Annotated in this window: 13 protein-coding genes; 8 read left to right on the plus strand and 5 right to left on the minus strand. The window is 39.3% G+C overall.

Features of this window, described 5'->3' with window-relative positions:
- Positions 1 to 4: 4 nt before the first annotated feature.
- Together SHI21_RS09925 and SHI21_RS09930 are read right to left on the minus strand one after the other, a co-directional pair.
- Positions 5 to 1,237 carry a hypothetical protein gene (locus SHI21_RS09925; protein ID WP_323576233.1) on the minus strand — a complete coding sequence of 411 codons (1,233 nt, stop codon included), beginning with the start codon at positions 1,235 to 1,237 and terminating at the stop codon, positions 5 to 7.
- 4 nt (positions 1,238 to 1,241) lie between these two features.
- On the minus strand, positions 1,242 to 2,090 hold the full coding sequence (locus SHI21_RS09930; protein ID WP_323576235.1) for a hypothetical protein: 849 nt from the start codon (positions 2,088 to 2,090) through the stop codon (positions 1,242 to 1,244).
- A 152-nt stretch (positions 2,091 to 2,242) separates the two neighbouring features.
- Between SHI21_RS09930 and SHI21_RS09935 the strand changes: the two genes are divergently transcribed.
- Positions 2,243 to 2,869, plus strand: a complete 627-nt coding sequence (locus tag SHI21_RS09935; protein WP_323576236.1) for a C40 family peptidase — start codon at positions 2,243 to 2,245, stop codon at positions 2,867 to 2,869.
- Complete coding sequence (locus SHI21_RS09940; protein WP_323576237.1) at positions 2,847 to 3,446, plus strand: class I SAM-dependent methyltransferase; 600 nt, start codon at positions 2,847 to 2,849, stop codon at positions 3,444 to 3,446. Before SHI21_RS09935 ends, SHI21_RS09940 begins: the two co-directional genes overlap by 23 nt.
- A 78-nt stretch (positions 3,447 to 3,524) precedes the next feature.
- Here the strand turns inward: SHI21_RS09940 and SHI21_RS09945 are convergent, their stop codons facing one another.
- The 3 genes from SHI21_RS09945 to SHI21_RS09955 form a co-directional block, all read right to left on the minus strand.
- A complete protein-coding gene (locus SHI21_RS09945; RefSeq protein WP_323576239.1) occupies positions 3,525 to 3,812 on the minus strand; it encodes a hypothetical protein in 288 nt (95 codons plus the stop codon).
- A gap of 178 nt (positions 3,813 to 3,990) precedes the next feature.
- Entirely contained in the window at positions 3,991 to 4,914 is a 924-nt protein-coding gene (locus tag SHI21_RS09950) for a CoA transferase (RefSeq protein WP_323576240.1), read from the minus strand.
- A gap of 5 nt (positions 4,915 to 4,919) precedes the next feature.
- The gene (locus SHI21_RS09955) at positions 4,920 to 6,986 is read right to left on the minus strand and encodes a thioredoxin domain-containing protein (RefSeq protein WP_323576242.1); all 2,067 of its coding nucleotides are present in this window, start codon (positions 6,984 to 6,986) and stop codon (positions 4,920 to 4,922) included.
- A 164-nt stretch (positions 6,987 to 7,150) separates the two neighbouring features.
- On the opposite strand from SHI21_RS09955, the gene SHI21_RS09960 reads away from it, so the two are divergent.
- The 6 genes from SHI21_RS09960 (at position 7,151) to pheT (ending at position 15,123) form a co-directional block, all read left to right on the plus strand.
- Positions 7,151 to 7,987, plus strand: a complete 837-nt coding sequence (locus SHI21_RS09960; RefSeq protein WP_323576244.1) for a lytic transglycosylase domain-containing protein — start codon at positions 7,151 to 7,153, stop codon at positions 7,985 to 7,987.
- Between the two features lie 103 nt (positions 7,988 to 8,090).
- Positions 8,091 to 8,810, plus strand: a complete 720-nt coding sequence (gene cmk, locus SHI21_RS09965; protein WP_323576246.1) for a (d)CMP kinase — start codon at positions 8,091 to 8,093, stop codon at positions 8,808 to 8,810.
- Positions 8,807 to 9,901 (plus strand): glycosyltransferase family 9 protein, encoded by a 1,095-nt coding sequence (locus SHI21_RS09970; protein WP_323576248.1) that lies wholly within the window; start codon positions 8,807 to 8,809, stop codon positions 9,899 to 9,901. Before cmk ends, SHI21_RS09970 begins: the two co-directional genes overlap by 4 nt.
- The gene (locus SHI21_RS09975) at positions 9,901 to 10,923 is read left to right on the plus strand and encodes a bifunctional heptose 7-phosphate kinase/heptose 1-phosphate adenyltransferase (RefSeq protein WP_323576250.1); all 1,023 of its coding nucleotides are present in this window, start codon (positions 9,901 to 9,903) and stop codon (positions 10,921 to 10,923) included. The genes SHI21_RS09970 and SHI21_RS09975 overlap by 1 nt, the downstream gene beginning before the upstream one ends.
- Before the next feature lie 614 nt (positions 10,924 to 11,537).
- Positions 11,538 to 12,605: a phenylalanine--tRNA ligase subunit alpha gene (gene pheS / locus SHI21_RS09980; RefSeq protein WP_323576252.1), complete on the plus strand. Its 1,068-nt coding sequence runs from the start codon at positions 11,538 to 11,540 to the stop codon at positions 12,603 to 12,605.
- 100 nt (positions 12,606 to 12,705) lie between these two features.
- The gene (gene pheT, locus SHI21_RS09985) at positions 12,706 to 15,123 is read left to right on the plus strand and encodes a phenylalanine--tRNA ligase subunit beta (protein WP_323576254.1); all 2,418 of its coding nucleotides are present in this window, start codon (positions 12,706 to 12,708) and stop codon (positions 15,121 to 15,123) included.
- The last annotated feature ends 249 nt before the right edge of the window (positions 15,124 to 15,372 follow it).

The raw sequence follows: 15,372 nt of genomic DNA on the forward strand, positions 1-15,372 counted from the left end.
TCACTTAGTCTTCAAAAAGTCTTCTTAATCCTGATTGAACATAACGATTTGAGATGATCTCAAAAATAGAAGCACTTTCATTCGTGCTGATATCACTATTTTTATACTTATAAGTTTTTTCCGGAGTCTCTGGAAAACCCTGAACGACTTGACCGGCACTGACACTTCCAGAATCATTAAAGTTTAAACTCAAATTTTTCTTCGCTGCTTTTTTATCAAGACCTTTACCACCAGTGATTTCAAGTCCAGCTTTTGCCTGAGCAGCTTTTAAAATATTTTCGACAGCAGGGTTGTCGGATCTCGAACTCGCAACGTTCATCGCTGCAGAACTCCCGCCCATGGCCCTATTGATATTATCTTGTCCGATAAGTGCCGCTGCAAGTTTGCCAGCATTGCTTTCATCAATTTTTGGAAACTGTGTATTTTTATCTTTTGCTTCCAAGTTCGACACGAGTTTATTCGTCACTTGTCTGGCCTTTAGAGCGTTGGCCGTAAGCGAGCCTGAACCTAATAAATCAAAACGAGGATTACCATTAATCGAATTTGCAGTGTTTCTCAAGATATCGTTCACACCTGTACTAGTTGCAAAACCAGTACTGAAGGTATCGTTCGATAAAGCGACAGAAACATCTTTTTTACAAGCGTTCACACCTTTGGCATCAACGAATTTTTTACATTTACAGTTTTCATCGAATTCGCCGGCAAGATTCACACAACCCACTGGCTCTACCGCCATTCCAATTCCATAATTATTAGCATCGCCTGAAAGTTTGTAAGTTGACTTCGCCCACAGATCAATACATGTCTGCGAATTAGTTCTCGTTGCATTTTTCTTTCCATCGTCAGTATAACAATAGCAGCTTGGGTCTGCCATTTTATCACGTCCACTTGGACAGTAACCAGAGTAGGAGTCTTTGAAAGAAGCAATCATCTTATCAATCTTTTTAATGTTAGCCTGTGACTCTTCTTCTTGTTTCGCTGCACCTTTATAAAGTATCCCGGAGAAAACAGTGGCAATACCAGATATCGTTAATATCCCCATAGGGCTTTTAAAAAAGTCTTGTAATTTTTGAAGAGATCCAGTTTCACCAGCAGCTGATACTGCCGATTTTATTGCTGGAGCAGCAGCAGTCGTAGCAGCAGAACCAAGTGCTGCATTTTGAGCAAAAGCAACATTTGAACTTTGATTTAAAGTCAGGCAAAGAGCAAAAAATGTAATTAATATATTTTTTATCATTATTTTAATTACCTAAAAGTTTTCTATCATCCGCTGATGGCGCTGCTCCAAAGTCTCGACCTTGGATTGAACTTGGTGGATCGGCCTTCGCTGTAATATTAGTTGTTCCCTCGCCAGTCCCAGTTTCTTCTTCCACAGGTTTAAAACAATCAGGATTATTAGAAACAAAAGTCATTTCATAAGCTGCAAATCCAGCAGCGATTCCATAACCAAGCATCAACGCTAAATTTCTCTTTTTTTCTAATCCGGCAATTGCGACAACAGTCTGTTGTTCTTCTTTTAAATACTCAAGTGCTTTCACCTGAGCTTCATAAGCAGAAGATGTTTTATCAAGAGCGTATTTACCTTCAAGTTCTTTAACTTTTTTCTTTGCCGTTATTTTCAAGTAAGCATCAGAAGCAAGACCGGCAGCAGCTGTCACGGCCATGATCTTTTTAGATGTACATCCACTTGTGAGACCTTTTATTCCTTCGCCATTGATTAAAGAAGTAATCGCATAAGCAGCCAAGACTGATCCGTTCAACATCATCGAAGCTGTCGTGCTACCTTGATTTAATTTTTCTGTATCCGAAGAAAGCCCGGTACTTTTTTCAGCGATACTTAGATGACATTTTTCACGTGCCTTAAGATCTACAATATCATTACAGGCCTTCGATTCATTTCTAGTTGCTCTCGCTTCAACTTTCCCAACACAACGATTTAAAGAGCTACTCCATTCCATCGCAGTGTTTGCTTTACAGGTAGCAACTTGCGCGGCCATGTTCGCTTCAACTTTATTCGTATCATCACCAATAGCAAGCATCGGCGTGATCGCTATAGAGAGAATGATTAGTAAACAATTAAGTTTATGCATATTTGTATTATAGGGTTTAAATAATTCCACACACTTCTTTTCGGTTTTTACGAGGGAATACCTTAAATTTTAATGGGATAAACCAGATAAAAAAGTTGGGTAGCTGACAGAAAAAGTAGGCAATAAAGTAGGGTTTATGTTAGGTTGCGCCCATGAAAACACTTATTTTATCTATGATGGCCTTTCTATCTACCAATGTTTTTGCTTTAACCGCAAAAGACCTTCGTGCCGGTGACGTTGTTCTACTGTCACTGAATTGTATGGAATGCCGAGTGATCGAATCAGAAACCAATTCTCTTTTTTCTCACTCAGGCGTGATTGTGATTGATCAGGACCAAAGAGTGCGAGTGGCCCAGTCAATTGGCAACGTTGCTCTTTTCTCATTTGCAGATTTCACAGGCAACATTACTCCTGGAACATTCGTTCATGTTTACAGGGCCCGCGAGCTTAAAAATTTATCTGAAACTAAAAAAGTAATGCTTGAAAAATCTATGCTCGATGTATTCAACGAAAAATACAGAGGCGCACCCTTCGATTCAAAATACATCTGGAACAATTTCAATTCTAAGGGAGTAGAGCTACTTTACTGCTCAGAATTCATTGCCAAATTCCTGGATAATTTTCTTACTCAAAAAACAGTGATTGCTCCTATCACATATGACAAACACTATGACTACTGGACGAAATACTTCAGAGGTAATGTTCCAGAAAACGAATTAGGGAATTCACCAGCATCATTTTCAAGAGATAATCGTTTTGAATTCATTGGAACTATTTAACCAGATCTACACACTTGAAACGGAGCGTGTTTATTCGAAGAGCTTATTGAGCTTTTTCGAATCAACAATCCGTGCACGCCTGCCAAATGCCCCTCGCATTCTGGACCTCGGTTGTGGTTCGAAATCAATTTTCGAAGATATCGATCTATCCGGATCAAATGTTACGGCCATCGATTTTTCTCCGGTCGCTATTTCTAAGGCACTGATCCTGCCGAATGGAATTAGCTACAAAGAAGTCGACTTAAGCACTCCCGATGTTTTGGAAAAATCTGCATACGACCTGATCTTCGATTCCCACTGCCTTCACTGCATAACAGATGAAGCAAATAGAAAATCGGCCTTCACAAATATCTACCAGTCCTTAAGGCCTGATGGATTATTCACTACCGAGATGATGGTTCTCCCACCCAACAAAACAGTGGTGATGCCCAATAAGCATGTAGTAGAGGCCCGAGCAATTGAAGATGAAATTTTGAGTTACGGATTTAAGATAAATTATTTTTTGATTGTAAGAGATTTAGTTTTTGGAAGTGAGAATGGAGATTGCGATTTAGTAAGAGTGATCTGCAGAAAATAAAAAGCCCGCTTTCGCGGGCCCTTCACACAACAACAAACACTATCCTTTCGGAGGATTTTAGGGTTGGCGCCCTAAAAATTAATTATAATCATTTTGATTCGGTCTTTTCTCAGTAATTTGAACATTTGTCAATTTGCTGAAAACCACCTCTGAAACTTCTTCAGGGTAGATGATTTCATCACGAAGTTCGATGTTCTCATCAGCTTCCAATGATTCTAGCACCTTAGTGCTTTCTTGCAAGCTCAAATTAAGAATACTTTTTCCTGTTTGCGTCTTAAGTTCAGCAATCTGCTGAGATTTAAGTTCAATAGAAGCTTCAGCTCCAAGTGATAGCAAACACAATGCGAATACGATGAATCCCTTCATAATTGACCTCCTGATTAATTCGATCAATCCATGACCGTTGTTTCTTGATCGTATATATACAGGATTTATGCCAAGTAATTTGCTCGGATATTGATCAGAAACCGACGCTTTTGGTGTCAAAAGTACAATTTATGGCCCATCTCGTTAGTGTCACTACGATTAATGGGCCAGATTGATACTAGTTAATGATTGAAAGGCACAGGTCCTCGCCGTGGATCTTATCCGCGATTTCCTGTTGAGAGAGTTTTGAGAATGATTCTGCCAAAAGATCGAATAACTTAGAGTCTTCATGGTGGAAGCGGTCCATCTCTGTCTTGATGTTAAAGACGTCCGTAAAGCGTACCCAGAACTTTTCTTCTACTGCTGCCAGGGCAACATACTTCTTATCTTTGGTCTGGTAGAGCGAGTAACAAGGGTAGACCCCATTGTGAAGGAATTTACTCTTTCCAAGTTTACGATCGGCCGCGGGCCAGAAGATCCCAAGGATTTCTTCCGTCACTTGATCCATATAAGTTTTCACAAACTGAGTTTGATTCACTTTAGTTGCTTTGATAAATCCCGCTAGTAAATCTGTCGCACCTTTGTGGCCGAAGCTGATTCCAGCGATTGGTAAAAAGGGAGGATCAATAATCTTTTCACTTCTACCTGAAACATAAAGTGAAAGAAGTCCTGTCATCGCCATGGCGTTCAAGTCGTGCATTGATTTTTTCTCACTTGCACTAGCAAGGAGTTCAATTGCCACAAATGGTTTCTTCAAATTTAAATCAGCATCAGTTACTTTTAATTTCTCACGAGTCTTCCCAGGAATTCCCAGAATAACAGCGTCAGCATTCACAACCATCTGGTGAATTTTTTCTTGATCCGCGGGAGAGTTGAAATCAAATCTCTCAATCTTCTTCCCGCTATTTAAATTCTCATACCAAGATAAAAAACTCGTATCGAACTTAGCAAACAACCCCGAGTTAAACGGATCTTGAAAAACATGATCTTCAATTTTAATCACGTTAGCTCCCAGGTCAGTGAGAATCTTCCCACATAAAGGCCCTGGTAACCTGTGACTTAAATCAATAATTGTCATGCCGATTAATGGTCTAAAACTCATCTTCATTATTCCGGTTGTGCTGGTGTTAAAACTTTTACGAATTCTTCAAAGCCTTCGCCTTTTAATTCACAGGCAGTCATTGTACAAATTTCATAAATCTCATTGTTGTCATTATGGTAATCAAGCACAAATCTTGGAAGGAAAAATGGAATGAACTTAATGAAGTCTTCTCTTTGTGCCCAAGCTTTTGGAAGTTTCATTACTCTAAAAGCTTCAGCTGGATAAGTCAGAGCACGTAGTGCTTCACCGGCACTTACTGGATTCACTTTTAAAACTGTATGAGTAACCATGTCTTTTAAGTTTGTAATCGTGTCCGTGTAGTCACGATCAGAAAATAAGACAGCTGCTCTTCTCATCAATTGAAGGTAAGTTGCAACAGGTGACTTAAATGAAGCATCAAAAACAGTGTAGTCTTGATTTGGATATTGCTCCATATGCTCAGCAAGTTTCGCCCTTGTCGTCATATTGTTATCATTTAAGAATTCTTTCGTACAAAATCCGATAGCATCTTTGAAGTTTTGTTTGAAAACATCATTAGCTGATATTTCATAAAGTCTTAGTTGAGACTCAGCAAAGAAGACGAAGTCCTCTAGATAAGGGTGAGAGAACTCCACAGTTGTCGTGTGTCTCATTTTCATTCCTTCATCAGATACAACCAGGAATGTTTTAAAGATTCCTTCAATCGTCGTATTGATCAGGTTTGAGGCCATTCTCTTGATCACATCAATTTGTGAGTATTGAACAACGTCTACGAGTGCAGACACCATCATAAAGTTCCAGCTCGCTACACCTTTGTTGTCAGTTGTAGGCGGCATGCGGTCTTTTCTTTCATTTAAAATAGCACGGCGGACTTTTCTGATAATGTCCCAGTTTGCTTGCTGGTAGTATTCTTCTTTTAAATCCGGGTTAAGTGAAATGACATTCAGGTTGTGTTCGAAATTTCCCTTCTCAGTAATCTGGAACCATTTCTTAATTTTCTCAACGTTTTTACCAAGAGTTTCTTCAGCATCATCGTGAGCGTTTAATAAATCTTCAAACTCAGTTTCTGAGAATGTGAAATACAATCCTTCAACACCTTCACTGTCAGCATCCTGAGCAGAGAAGAAGTGCCTCATTCCATCTTTATCATCCGATAACATTTCTTGTTCTAGGTAATCAAGCGTGTTGATCATAGTGTCGAATACAAGCGGAGATGGATATACCAGACTTAATTTCGTCATGGCCTTTAAAAATCCCGCTTGGTCATAAAGCATTTTTTCAAAGTGAGGGACTAACCATTTTTCATCTGTGGAATAACGGTGAACACCACCACGAGCGTGATCGTTCATTGCACCCATAAGCATTTTTTCCATTGAGTTCACAATGAATTCGCCTTGCTCTTTAGAAACCATTCCTTCAAGCATCTGCTCTAATGCCCACTCATAATAAGCGTACATTGGAAATTTCGGAGCGACTCCGTATCCACCCCATGTTTCATCACGGAATTCTTTAACTGCATCTAGTACAGCATTAGGAGGAGGGAAGTGGCCTTCAAACTGCACGTCACCTGGAGGAGTGTTTCCTTTCTTGATAACCTCAGTGACTTGAACAGCATTATTTAACACTTGTTCTTGTTCCTGATCATAAGCACGTTTTAATTCCTTAATTAATCCAGGAAAATTCGGCTGATCGTTTTTAGAAGTTAATGGATAATATGTTCCAACGTAAAATGGTCTCGTGTCTGGAAGTAAAAATGCAGACAGCGGCCATCCACCATTGCTACCAAATAGCTGAGCAGCTTTCTGATAATAATTATCGATATCCGGAAATTCTTCGCGATCCACTTTAATACATGTGAAGTGTTCATTTAAAAAATCCGCTACACCTTGATCTTGAAATGAATCGTGGGCCATAACGTGGCACCAATGACAAGAAGAGTATCCAATCGATAGAAAGATCGGTTTATTATTTTTTTGGGCGTAATCAAGAGCTTCAGGCCCATACGACCACCAGTGAATGGGGTTGTTGCCATGTTGTCTTAAATAAAGTGATTGTGAGGTTTTCAAACGATTAAAGTTTAGTGATGAACTCATATGTTGGCCTTTGTGATAAAAAAGTAAGACCTTAATTATAGGCGCATGATTTTGATAAAGGGAAGTAATTATTGATAATGCACCGACGCCTCCCCCAATGAAAATATTTCCCGATGACGGCTTATGTCTAGACTTGAGTCAGGTATCTTGGGTAGAGATAGGGCATGAAATTTTTAAAAGGCCTATGCATCTCTATCGTCTTGGGTAGTCTTTGGGGACTCGCCGGATATGTAGCAGACGTACGCATTCAAAGATTAGAAAGAATTGGGCTGCTTCCGTATGGCCCACTTCCGGCCGTGGCGCCGGTAAGTTATTCTTATGAAGGGCTACCAATGGCCTTCGATTCGTCGCTACCATTAAAGCGCGCGAGTGAATTACCTAAAAAAGAATTCGAAGCCTTACTTATGTCTTCTTTAACTCCAGCAGTTCAAACAGAAATTAAACCTTATATTGGTGCGATTTTAAATTTATCTGTTGAGTATCAAATGGATCCATTTTGGATTGTTTCAATCATTATGGTTGAAAGTAATTTTAAACTGACAGCATTAAGTCATAAAAATGCACGTGGCCTAATGCAAATAAAGCCTGATACGGCACAACATCTTTATCAATTAATGCAAATAACGTTAACTGAAGATCAAGTTTCAGAAAATCTTTATCATCCAGAAAAAAATATTGAAGTCGGTGTTTTTTATTTAAAGAAGCTACTACAAAACTTCCGCATGAATTACCGTTTCGCGACAGTTGCGTATAACATCGGTCCACAAAAACTGAGAAACCGTCTAACTGAAAAAAGCCTAGACGTAGATAACTTCTCTTATCTAGTTAAAGTTAAAGATAGATACATGCTTCTTTCACAAAATTTTTCAAAAATTATTAAACATCGTCCAATGCCTTTTGAAGGTACATACGTGTATTCTGAGCAAGGTTTAAAGATGGAAGAGCGTATAGTAAACCTATTCCCTCAATCTACTTCAGAGAATCTGACGGCAAAATTCTAGAACAATCTCTTTTAATTCCTTACAAGTACTTCATAGCGTCTTTTTTTATCATGCAGGTCTGCTAGATTTATACGATTGAATTTTTTTATGGATATACTACCTTATGTCTCAAACACCGAATTTAGAATCTTCTGAGTATTCTCAGGTTATTGCCATTGATGGACCTTCTGGTTCAGGCAAATCAACTGTTGCTAAAGAATTAGCTCGTGCACTTAATGTTTTATATATTGATACCGGAGCGATGTTCCGCGCACTTGGTTTTTTTGCTGATCAACAGAAGATTGATTTAACTGAAGGCCCAGGCCTTACAAGTTTTTTAAATTCAATCCAAGTAGATTACGGAGTATCACCAACAGTTCTTATCCGTATTAATGGAACAGACCTGACTGAAAAAATCCGTGAGCACCATGTTTCAAAACTGGCCTCAATTATTTCTCAACTCCCATCTGTGAGAAAATACCTTCTGGATTTTCAACGTGCACTTGCTTTAGATAAAGTGTGTGTCATGGAAGGACGAGATATTGGTACAGTTGTTTTCCCAAATTCATTTTGCAAATTTTTTATCACGGCTTCAGTTGATATCCGTGCCATCAGAAGATTAAAACAACTTCAAGAAGGCGGAGACAACAGCATCACTCTTGAGCAAATTAAGGATGACGTAAGAAAGCGCGATGAAACAGATATGAATAGAGTTGTGGCGCCATTAAAAAAAGCAGACGATGCGATGTTGCTTGATACAACAGACCTGAATCTTGCCGACACCATCAACATTCTTTCAAATGAAGTAAAATTCAGAGCAGCACATCTCGGTTTTAAATTATGAAAGTATTGATCAATAGATCAGATGCGATAGGGGATTCGATTCTCACGTCAGGAATGGCGAAGATGATTAAAGATAAACACCCTGAAGCTAAGATTGTTTTTTTGATCGCTGCCAAGTCTGCTGATGTTTTTAAACATCATCCATACATCGACGAAGTTCGAATTTATCACCGCAATGCCCGCTTCTATTTAAAAATCAGAGAAATCTTAAAACTTTTTACAGAACTTAGACCAACACACTATTTTTATGTTGGTGGTGGGTATCTTCCTAATTTCGTCGCATGGCTTACTCGAGTTCCTTTTAGAGGAGGACTGAAGTCCAGATGGCACACTTATTTATTCTTAAATAAGGGAACCAGACAAAAGCGCTCGATGGTGTCGATGCATGAGATGGAGTACAACCTTAATCTACTTGCTCCCATGGGGATTGATTACAGCTATCAGGACAAACAAAAATTTTCTCCCGATATCATTTTAACTCCAGAAGAAATTACAAATGGCATGGAGCAATTCAATCATGACCTAAAAGATGCAGGGATTATTCCCGGCAGAAAAATGATTTTTATCCATCCAGGTATGACCGGCCATACATTAAACTGGTCATCAAGAAACTACGGACGCTTAATTTTAAAACTGGAACAAAAATTTCCGGAAAAATTCCTCTTCGTCGTTTCACACACTCCAAGTGATCATTTATACCTTCAAGGCATGAAAGAGATCCTGGATAAAAAAGAAAACGAATTCCTAAAAGATAGAATCTACTATTTTAATGGAATCAAAAACGGTCTTCGCCAGTACATGAGCGTTTTAAGTCAGGCCGCTTTATTTGTCGGACCGAGTACGGGAACCACTCATATTGCTTCTGTTCTAGGAGTCCCGGTTGTTGGTCTTTATTCACCAATAAAAATTCAATCGGCCCTTCGTTGGGGACCGGTTTCTAAGAATCTTGATAAAACAAAAATTCTAGTCCCCGATGTTATTTGTGGGGAAATAAAAAAATGTGCTGAAAGGGCATGTCCATATTATGAATGTATGGGCAAGATTGAAGTTGAAGACGTGGTAAAGCAGGCCACCGCAATTATGGAATTATAATGAAAAATTTAATTACGCTAAAACGTTTCACAGAAATCACTAACAAGTTCAGTTCAATCGCTCCCATCGTTGTCGTCGGTGACGTCGGAATTGATAAGTACACTTTTGGTGAAGTAAAAAGAATTTCTCCAGAAGCTCCTGTTCCTGTTTTAGAAGTAACTAAAGAATGGCTTAAATTAGGTCTCGCGGCCAACATCTCCCACAACCTGAAAACATTGGGAGTTCAATCAACTCTATGTGGTGTGGTTGGAGAAGATAACAACGCCAACGTTTTCGATACACTTTTAGAAGACGAAAAATTAAACACATGGGGAATCGTCAGAACAAAATCCCGCCCGACAATTTTCAAAGAAAGAGTGACGACTAATACTCAACAGATCTGCCGTATCGATTACGAATCATCTGAAGACATCAATGAAGAAACAGAAAAAAAATTAATCGCGCGTTTTGATGAGTTTGCAAAAACTCACGGTGCCGTCATTATCGAAGACTATGCAAAAGGATCACTGACAAAAAACGTGATCGCTTATTTAATTGCAAAGTTTAAAGAAGAAAAAAAACTCGTAGCTGTAGACCCGGGTAAATCAACACCACCATTGTTTTACAAAGGGGCCAATCTTTTAAAGCCAAATCTTTTAGAAGCAAAGGCCATGGTTGCCAGCCTTGGTTACAAAGAAAATAACTTAGAGGCCATGGCCTCTATCCTGGTTGATAAACTTGAACTCGATATGCTGGTGATCACTTTAGGTGGCGACGGTATGGCCTTACTAGATGTAAAAAACCAACCGAAAATGAAAATCATCCCAACGGTTGCCAATGAAGTCTTCGACGTCTCAGGTGCCGGTGATACAGCTATCAGTGCACTGACATCATCACTTTTAGCTGGAGCAACTCTGGAAGAAGCCGCATGGATCGGAAACTGTGCTTCTGGTGTAGTTGTTGCCAAGAAGGGAACAGCGACAGTTGATCTAAAAGAACTGCACCATTTCTACAATCAGCTAGCAGCGAAAATGTCTCACTAGGCACTCCCTAGAGACCTTCTACAAACGCTTTTCAAAAAACAAATAATTCTTGACATTTTCAATGCGCCGCGCTATTCTCTGGATGTCTTACGGCTTATGGGCCCTAAGATAAACCCGTGGAAAAGGGCGATGATTTTCGAAAGGGGATCAGAGCAAAGCTTAAGACCTAAGGGACATTATCATGGTGTTCTAGCGGTTTATTAGGTTGCCGAAACGGTAAAAGATCGCTTTCTTCGTTAGACGAACGGGTCGACGGCCTTGCGGCGAGCATGGTTGTTGGAAGAAGGTATCAGATCTTTGGGAGGAGTCTTTGGATCCGTAAAGTAGCTCTGGTTTTTGTCCTACACGACATTCATTTTGGAGTTTTGTGCAGACACCTCAGGAGGACTTGTTCAAACAGTAGGAGTTAGAGGCTTACTCGAAATAGCTCTCAAAAAAAGTTAATTCCATTAAACTTTAATATTTAGATTACAAATTAAAATATATGAAAGGGCAGATGCATAATCTGCCCTTTTTTTATTGTATTTTTTTAGCTCCTGTTGCCTTGCCAAATTCACGGCGTCATGAAAAAATTTTGTCTTAAAAATTCCACCAATTTTCAAAGGTAAAATTTCATGAGTCACGATCTGGAAAAAGTAAAACAGGACTTTCTTGGTAAGCTTTCAACGCTTAACAAAGAGGCCGACATATTAAATCTCAAATCAGAGTACGTTGGTAAATCCGGCGTTGTTTCTGAAATGCTAAAATCTCTTAAGGATATGAACCCTGAAGAGCGCAAAGCTTTCGGCCCTAAAGCAAATGAGCTAAAAGATTTCATCAACGATCAAGCTGGTCTTCAACTTTCAAAAATCGAAGTCGTTGAAATTAACAAAAAATTAGCAGCAGATAGAATCGACATCAGCTTAACTGACAACATTCAAACAAAAACTATTAAGAGCGGTGGTTTTCACCCGAGAACAATCATCCAGCAAGAAATCGAAGACATCTTCCTTTCAATGGGATTCGATGTTCTAGACGGCCCTCATATAGAGGACGAATTCCACAACTTCGAAGCTCTAAACATTCCAGCTGATCACCCAGCTCGCGATATGCAAGATACTTTCTGGTTCCACGATCCACACAACACACCAGAAGGAACAAAAAAATTCTTATTAAGAACTCACACAAGTAATATTCAGGTGCGCGGAATGCTTTCTCGCAAACCACCATTCAGATTTATTGCTCCAGGTGTAGTTTTCCGTTCAGAGAGAACAGACGCTTCTCACGAAATGGTTTTCACTCAGCTTGAAGGAATGATGGTTGGAAAAGACATCTCTGTCGCTAATCTAATTTACTTTATGAAAACAATATTAAGAGAAATCTTTAAAAAAGACGTTGAAGTTCGCCTTCGTCCAGGATTCTTCCCATTCGTTGAACCTGGTTTCGAGTTAGATATCAGCTGCCTTATCTGCGGTGGAAAAGGCTGTTCAGTTTGTAAGCAAATCGGTTGGGTAGAATTACTTCCATGCGGAATGATTCATCCAAACGTTTTAAAAGCTGGTGGAATTGATCCAAACGAATACAACGGATTCGCTTTTGGTCTGGGCCTTGATCGCTTAGTCATGATGAGATACGGAATCGATGATATCCGTCACCTTCAAAGCGGCGACCTACGTTTCAACTCACAATTTAAATTATTTTAGTTGGCGGAAATAATGCTCCAGTGGAGCATTATTACTTCGCTTGAATGTATAAAAATATGGAACTGCTTTTTAAGAGTTCCGCAAACATAAAAGGTTCTACATGCTTATCTCAATTGATTGGATCCGCGATTTCACAGATGTCCCAAACTTGCCAGCTAAAGACATCTACACACGTTTCACTCTTGCAACAGCAGAAGTTGAAGACGTTATCACTGTAGGCGAACACTTAGAAAAAATCGTCGTTGCAGAAATCATTTCTTTCGAAAAACACCCTGAAGCTGACAAGCTCAACCTTGTTACATTCAAAATCTCAGACACTGATATCAGAAAAGTTGTTTGCGGTGCCAGCAATGTAAAAGTAGGAATCAGAATCCCATACGCACCATTAGGAGTTAAACTTCCCAACGGTCTTTTATTAGAGGCAAAAAAAATCCGCGGAGTTCTCTCTGAAGGTATGCTTTGCTCTGAAGAAGAGTTAGGTTTCGCTGAAGACTCAGAAGGAATCATGGAGTTAGGCCCGGATGCTCCATTAGGCATGAACATGCTGACTTTTTTCAAAATGAAAAAAGACACGATTCTAGACATCGACAACAAGTCTCTAACTCACAGACCAGACCTATGGGGTCACTACGGAATGTCTCGCGAATTCTCAGCCATTTTCGAAACACCACTAAAAAACAAATTCACAAAAGAGTGGAGCGATAACTTAAAGAAAAACTTCACTGCTGATAAATCACCAATGGCCGTTCGTTTTGACGGAGATAGCGCCGGTATTTCATACTTCGGTCTATCAATGAACAACGTTACAGTTGGAGAGTCTCCAGAATGGATGAAGGCCCGCCTAAAAGCATGCGGACTTCGCTCAATCAATAACGTCGTCGACATCTCAAACTACGTCATGCTTGAACTCGGAATGCCACTACACATTTTCGACCGCGACCAAATCCAAGGATCCGAAGTTGTTATCAGCAAACTAGCAGCAGATTCAACTTTCAAAACTCTAGATGAAGTCGACCGCAAACTAGTCGCTGGCGACACTGTTATCTCTGATAGCAATGGCCCTCTGGTATTAGCTGGTATCATGGGTGGATTAAACTCAGGTGTTAGCGATAAAACAAAAAACATTTTCATCGAAGTTGCTAACTGGAAAGCGGCCATGGTCCGCCGTACATCGACACGTTTAGGTCTAAGAACAGACTCATCTCAACGTTTCGAAAAAACGCTAGACTCTAATCTTACAGAGCGCACACTTCTAAGAACTCTTGAACTAATCCTAGAACTTTGCCCAGAAGCTATTGTAGTAGGAAAAGCAGAATACGCAGGAACAAACCTAGCAGAAACAAAAATTCTAAAAGTAGAAACATCTCTAAAGAAAATCAAAACCGTATTAGGTTATGACTTAACTGAAGAGCGCTTACTATCAATCCTAAACGCCCTTGATTTCCACACAGAGAAAAAAGGCGAGTCTCTATTAGTCACAGTTCCAACTTACCGTTCAACAAAAGACGTAGAACAAGAAGCAGATCTAATTGAAGAAGTAGGAAGAATTATCGGTTACGATAACATCATTCCAAAAAGCCCATTAGATGGAATCATGCCAGTGAAGTTAACTGAACTTCAAAAAGTTCAACGTCGCGTGCGCGATTTCATGACTCTTCAAGGGAAAGCTTTCGAAGTTATGTCTTATCCACTAATCGGAGAGTCACTTCTAAAGCGCGTTTCATGGCCATCAACAACTCCATTGAAACTAGTCAACTCATTATCACAAGACCATGACCTAATGAGACCAAGCCTTATCCCAAGCCTTCTAGAAGTATGTGAAGTGAACACGAAAAATTTCGAACGCTTTAGATTCTTCGAGCTAGGACGTGCCTATACTGCAGACGAAAAAACTTTCTCTAAAGAAGCTCTTCACCTAGGTGCAGTTTTCGTTGATAAAGATAGAAATCCATATGTAGATATGATCAATGTAGTAACTAATCTACTAAGTGGATTAAACGTCACTCCAGAATTCGTAGAGAGAAACGCTAAATTTGAGAACCCACTTATCAGTGCAGAGTGGATTGGAAATCACCCTTTCGAATACCAAAACATCAGAGTGATGGGTAAGTTCCTAGGTGTAGTTTTCTCAGTACATCCATTGGTATTACGTAATCTAAAAATCAAAGGAAATGTGACAGTGTGTATTTTTGATCTATCTATGTTCGAGAATTTCTCCGCAAAAGATAAAACTAAATACAAACCTCTTAGCAAGTTTCCAAATTCTACATTTGATTGGACTGTAGTTGCTAATATGGAAACATTAGCTTCAGAGGTTCTGAATTCTTGCAAAAAAGTTAAATTAAAAGAGCTAAAAAACGTGGAAATTTTAGATGTTTTTACCAATGAAAATAAGAAATTTCTAACTATTCGCGCGACACTTGCCGATGAAGCACAGACTTTGACGTCAGAGTTCTTAAAACAAGCAGAAATCGCTCTAATTGACGCGACTTCAAAGGCAGGTTTTAATTTAAAATAATTTTTTTTAAAAAAAAGATGAATAAAAAGAAAAAAGTTATTGACGAGTTAATTAGGCTTGTATATTATCGCCTCTCACCAGCCAAGCAAACGAGCTTCTAGAGCGAACGAAACATTTCGCTGTTGGTAAAAAATTGTTCTTTAAAATTCTAATAGAGATAAAAGATTTTGTAGCCTTCGGGTTACAATTCAAGATGAGAAAGGTCCTAAACAAAAAATATCTGACGTAAGTATTCAGTCACGCTGTTAA

Origin of the sequence: Bacteriovorax sp. PP10 (assembly GCF_035013165.1) — a bacterium.
Taxonomy (GTDB): Bacteria; Bdellovibrionota; Bacteriovoracia; order Bacteriovoracales; family Bacteriovoracaceae; genus Bacteriovorax; species Bacteriovorax antarcticus.

What these genes read in the sequence shown, in the direction of transcription:
- SHI21_RS09955 (WP_323576242.1), bottom strand. Translation starts at nt 6,986, where the DNA reads ATGAGTTCATCACTAAACTTTAATCGTTTGAAAACCTCACAATCACTT.
- SHI21_RS09960 (WP_323576244.1), top strand. Translation starts at nt 7,151, where the DNA reads ATGAAATTTTTAAAAGGCCTATGCATCTCTATCGTCTTGGGTAGTCTT.
- cmk (WP_323576246.1), top strand. Translation starts at nt 8,091, where the DNA reads ATGTCTCAAACACCGAATTTAGAATCTTCTGAGTATTCTCAGGTTATT.
- SHI21_RS09930 (WP_323576235.1), bottom strand. Translation starts at nt 2,090, where the DNA reads ATGCATAAACTTAATTGTTTACTAATCATTCTCTCTATAGCGATCACG.
- SHI21_RS09925 (WP_323576233.1), bottom strand. Translation starts at nt 1,237, where the DNA reads ATGATAAAAAATATATTAATTACATTTTTTGCTCTTTGCCTGACTTTA.
- pheS (WP_323576252.1), top strand. Translation starts at nt 11,538, where the DNA reads ATGAGTCACGATCTGGAAAAAGTAAAACAGGACTTTCTTGGTAAGCTT.
- SHI21_RS09935 (WP_323576236.1), top strand. Translation starts at nt 2,243, where the DNA reads ATGAAAACACTTATTTTATCTATGATGGCCTTTCTATCTACCAATGTT.
- SHI21_RS09970 (WP_323576248.1), top strand. Translation starts at nt 8,807, where the DNA reads ATGAAAGTATTGATCAATAGATCAGATGCGATAGGGGATTCGATTCTC.
- SHI21_RS09945 (WP_323576239.1), bottom strand. Translation starts at nt 3,812, where the DNA reads ATGAAGGGATTCATCGTATTCGCATTGTGTTTGCTATCACTTGGAGCT.
- pheT (WP_323576254.1), top strand. Translation starts at nt 12,706, where the DNA reads ATGCTTATCTCAATTGATTGGATCCGCGATTTCACAGATGTCCCAAAC.
- SHI21_RS09950 (WP_323576240.1), bottom strand. Translation starts at nt 4,914, where the DNA reads ATGAGTTTTAGACCATTAATCGGCATGACAATTATTGATTTAAGTCAC.
- SHI21_RS09975 (WP_323576250.1), top strand. Translation starts at nt 9,901, where the DNA reads ATGAAAAATTTAATTACGCTAAAACGTTTCACAGAAATCACTAACAAG.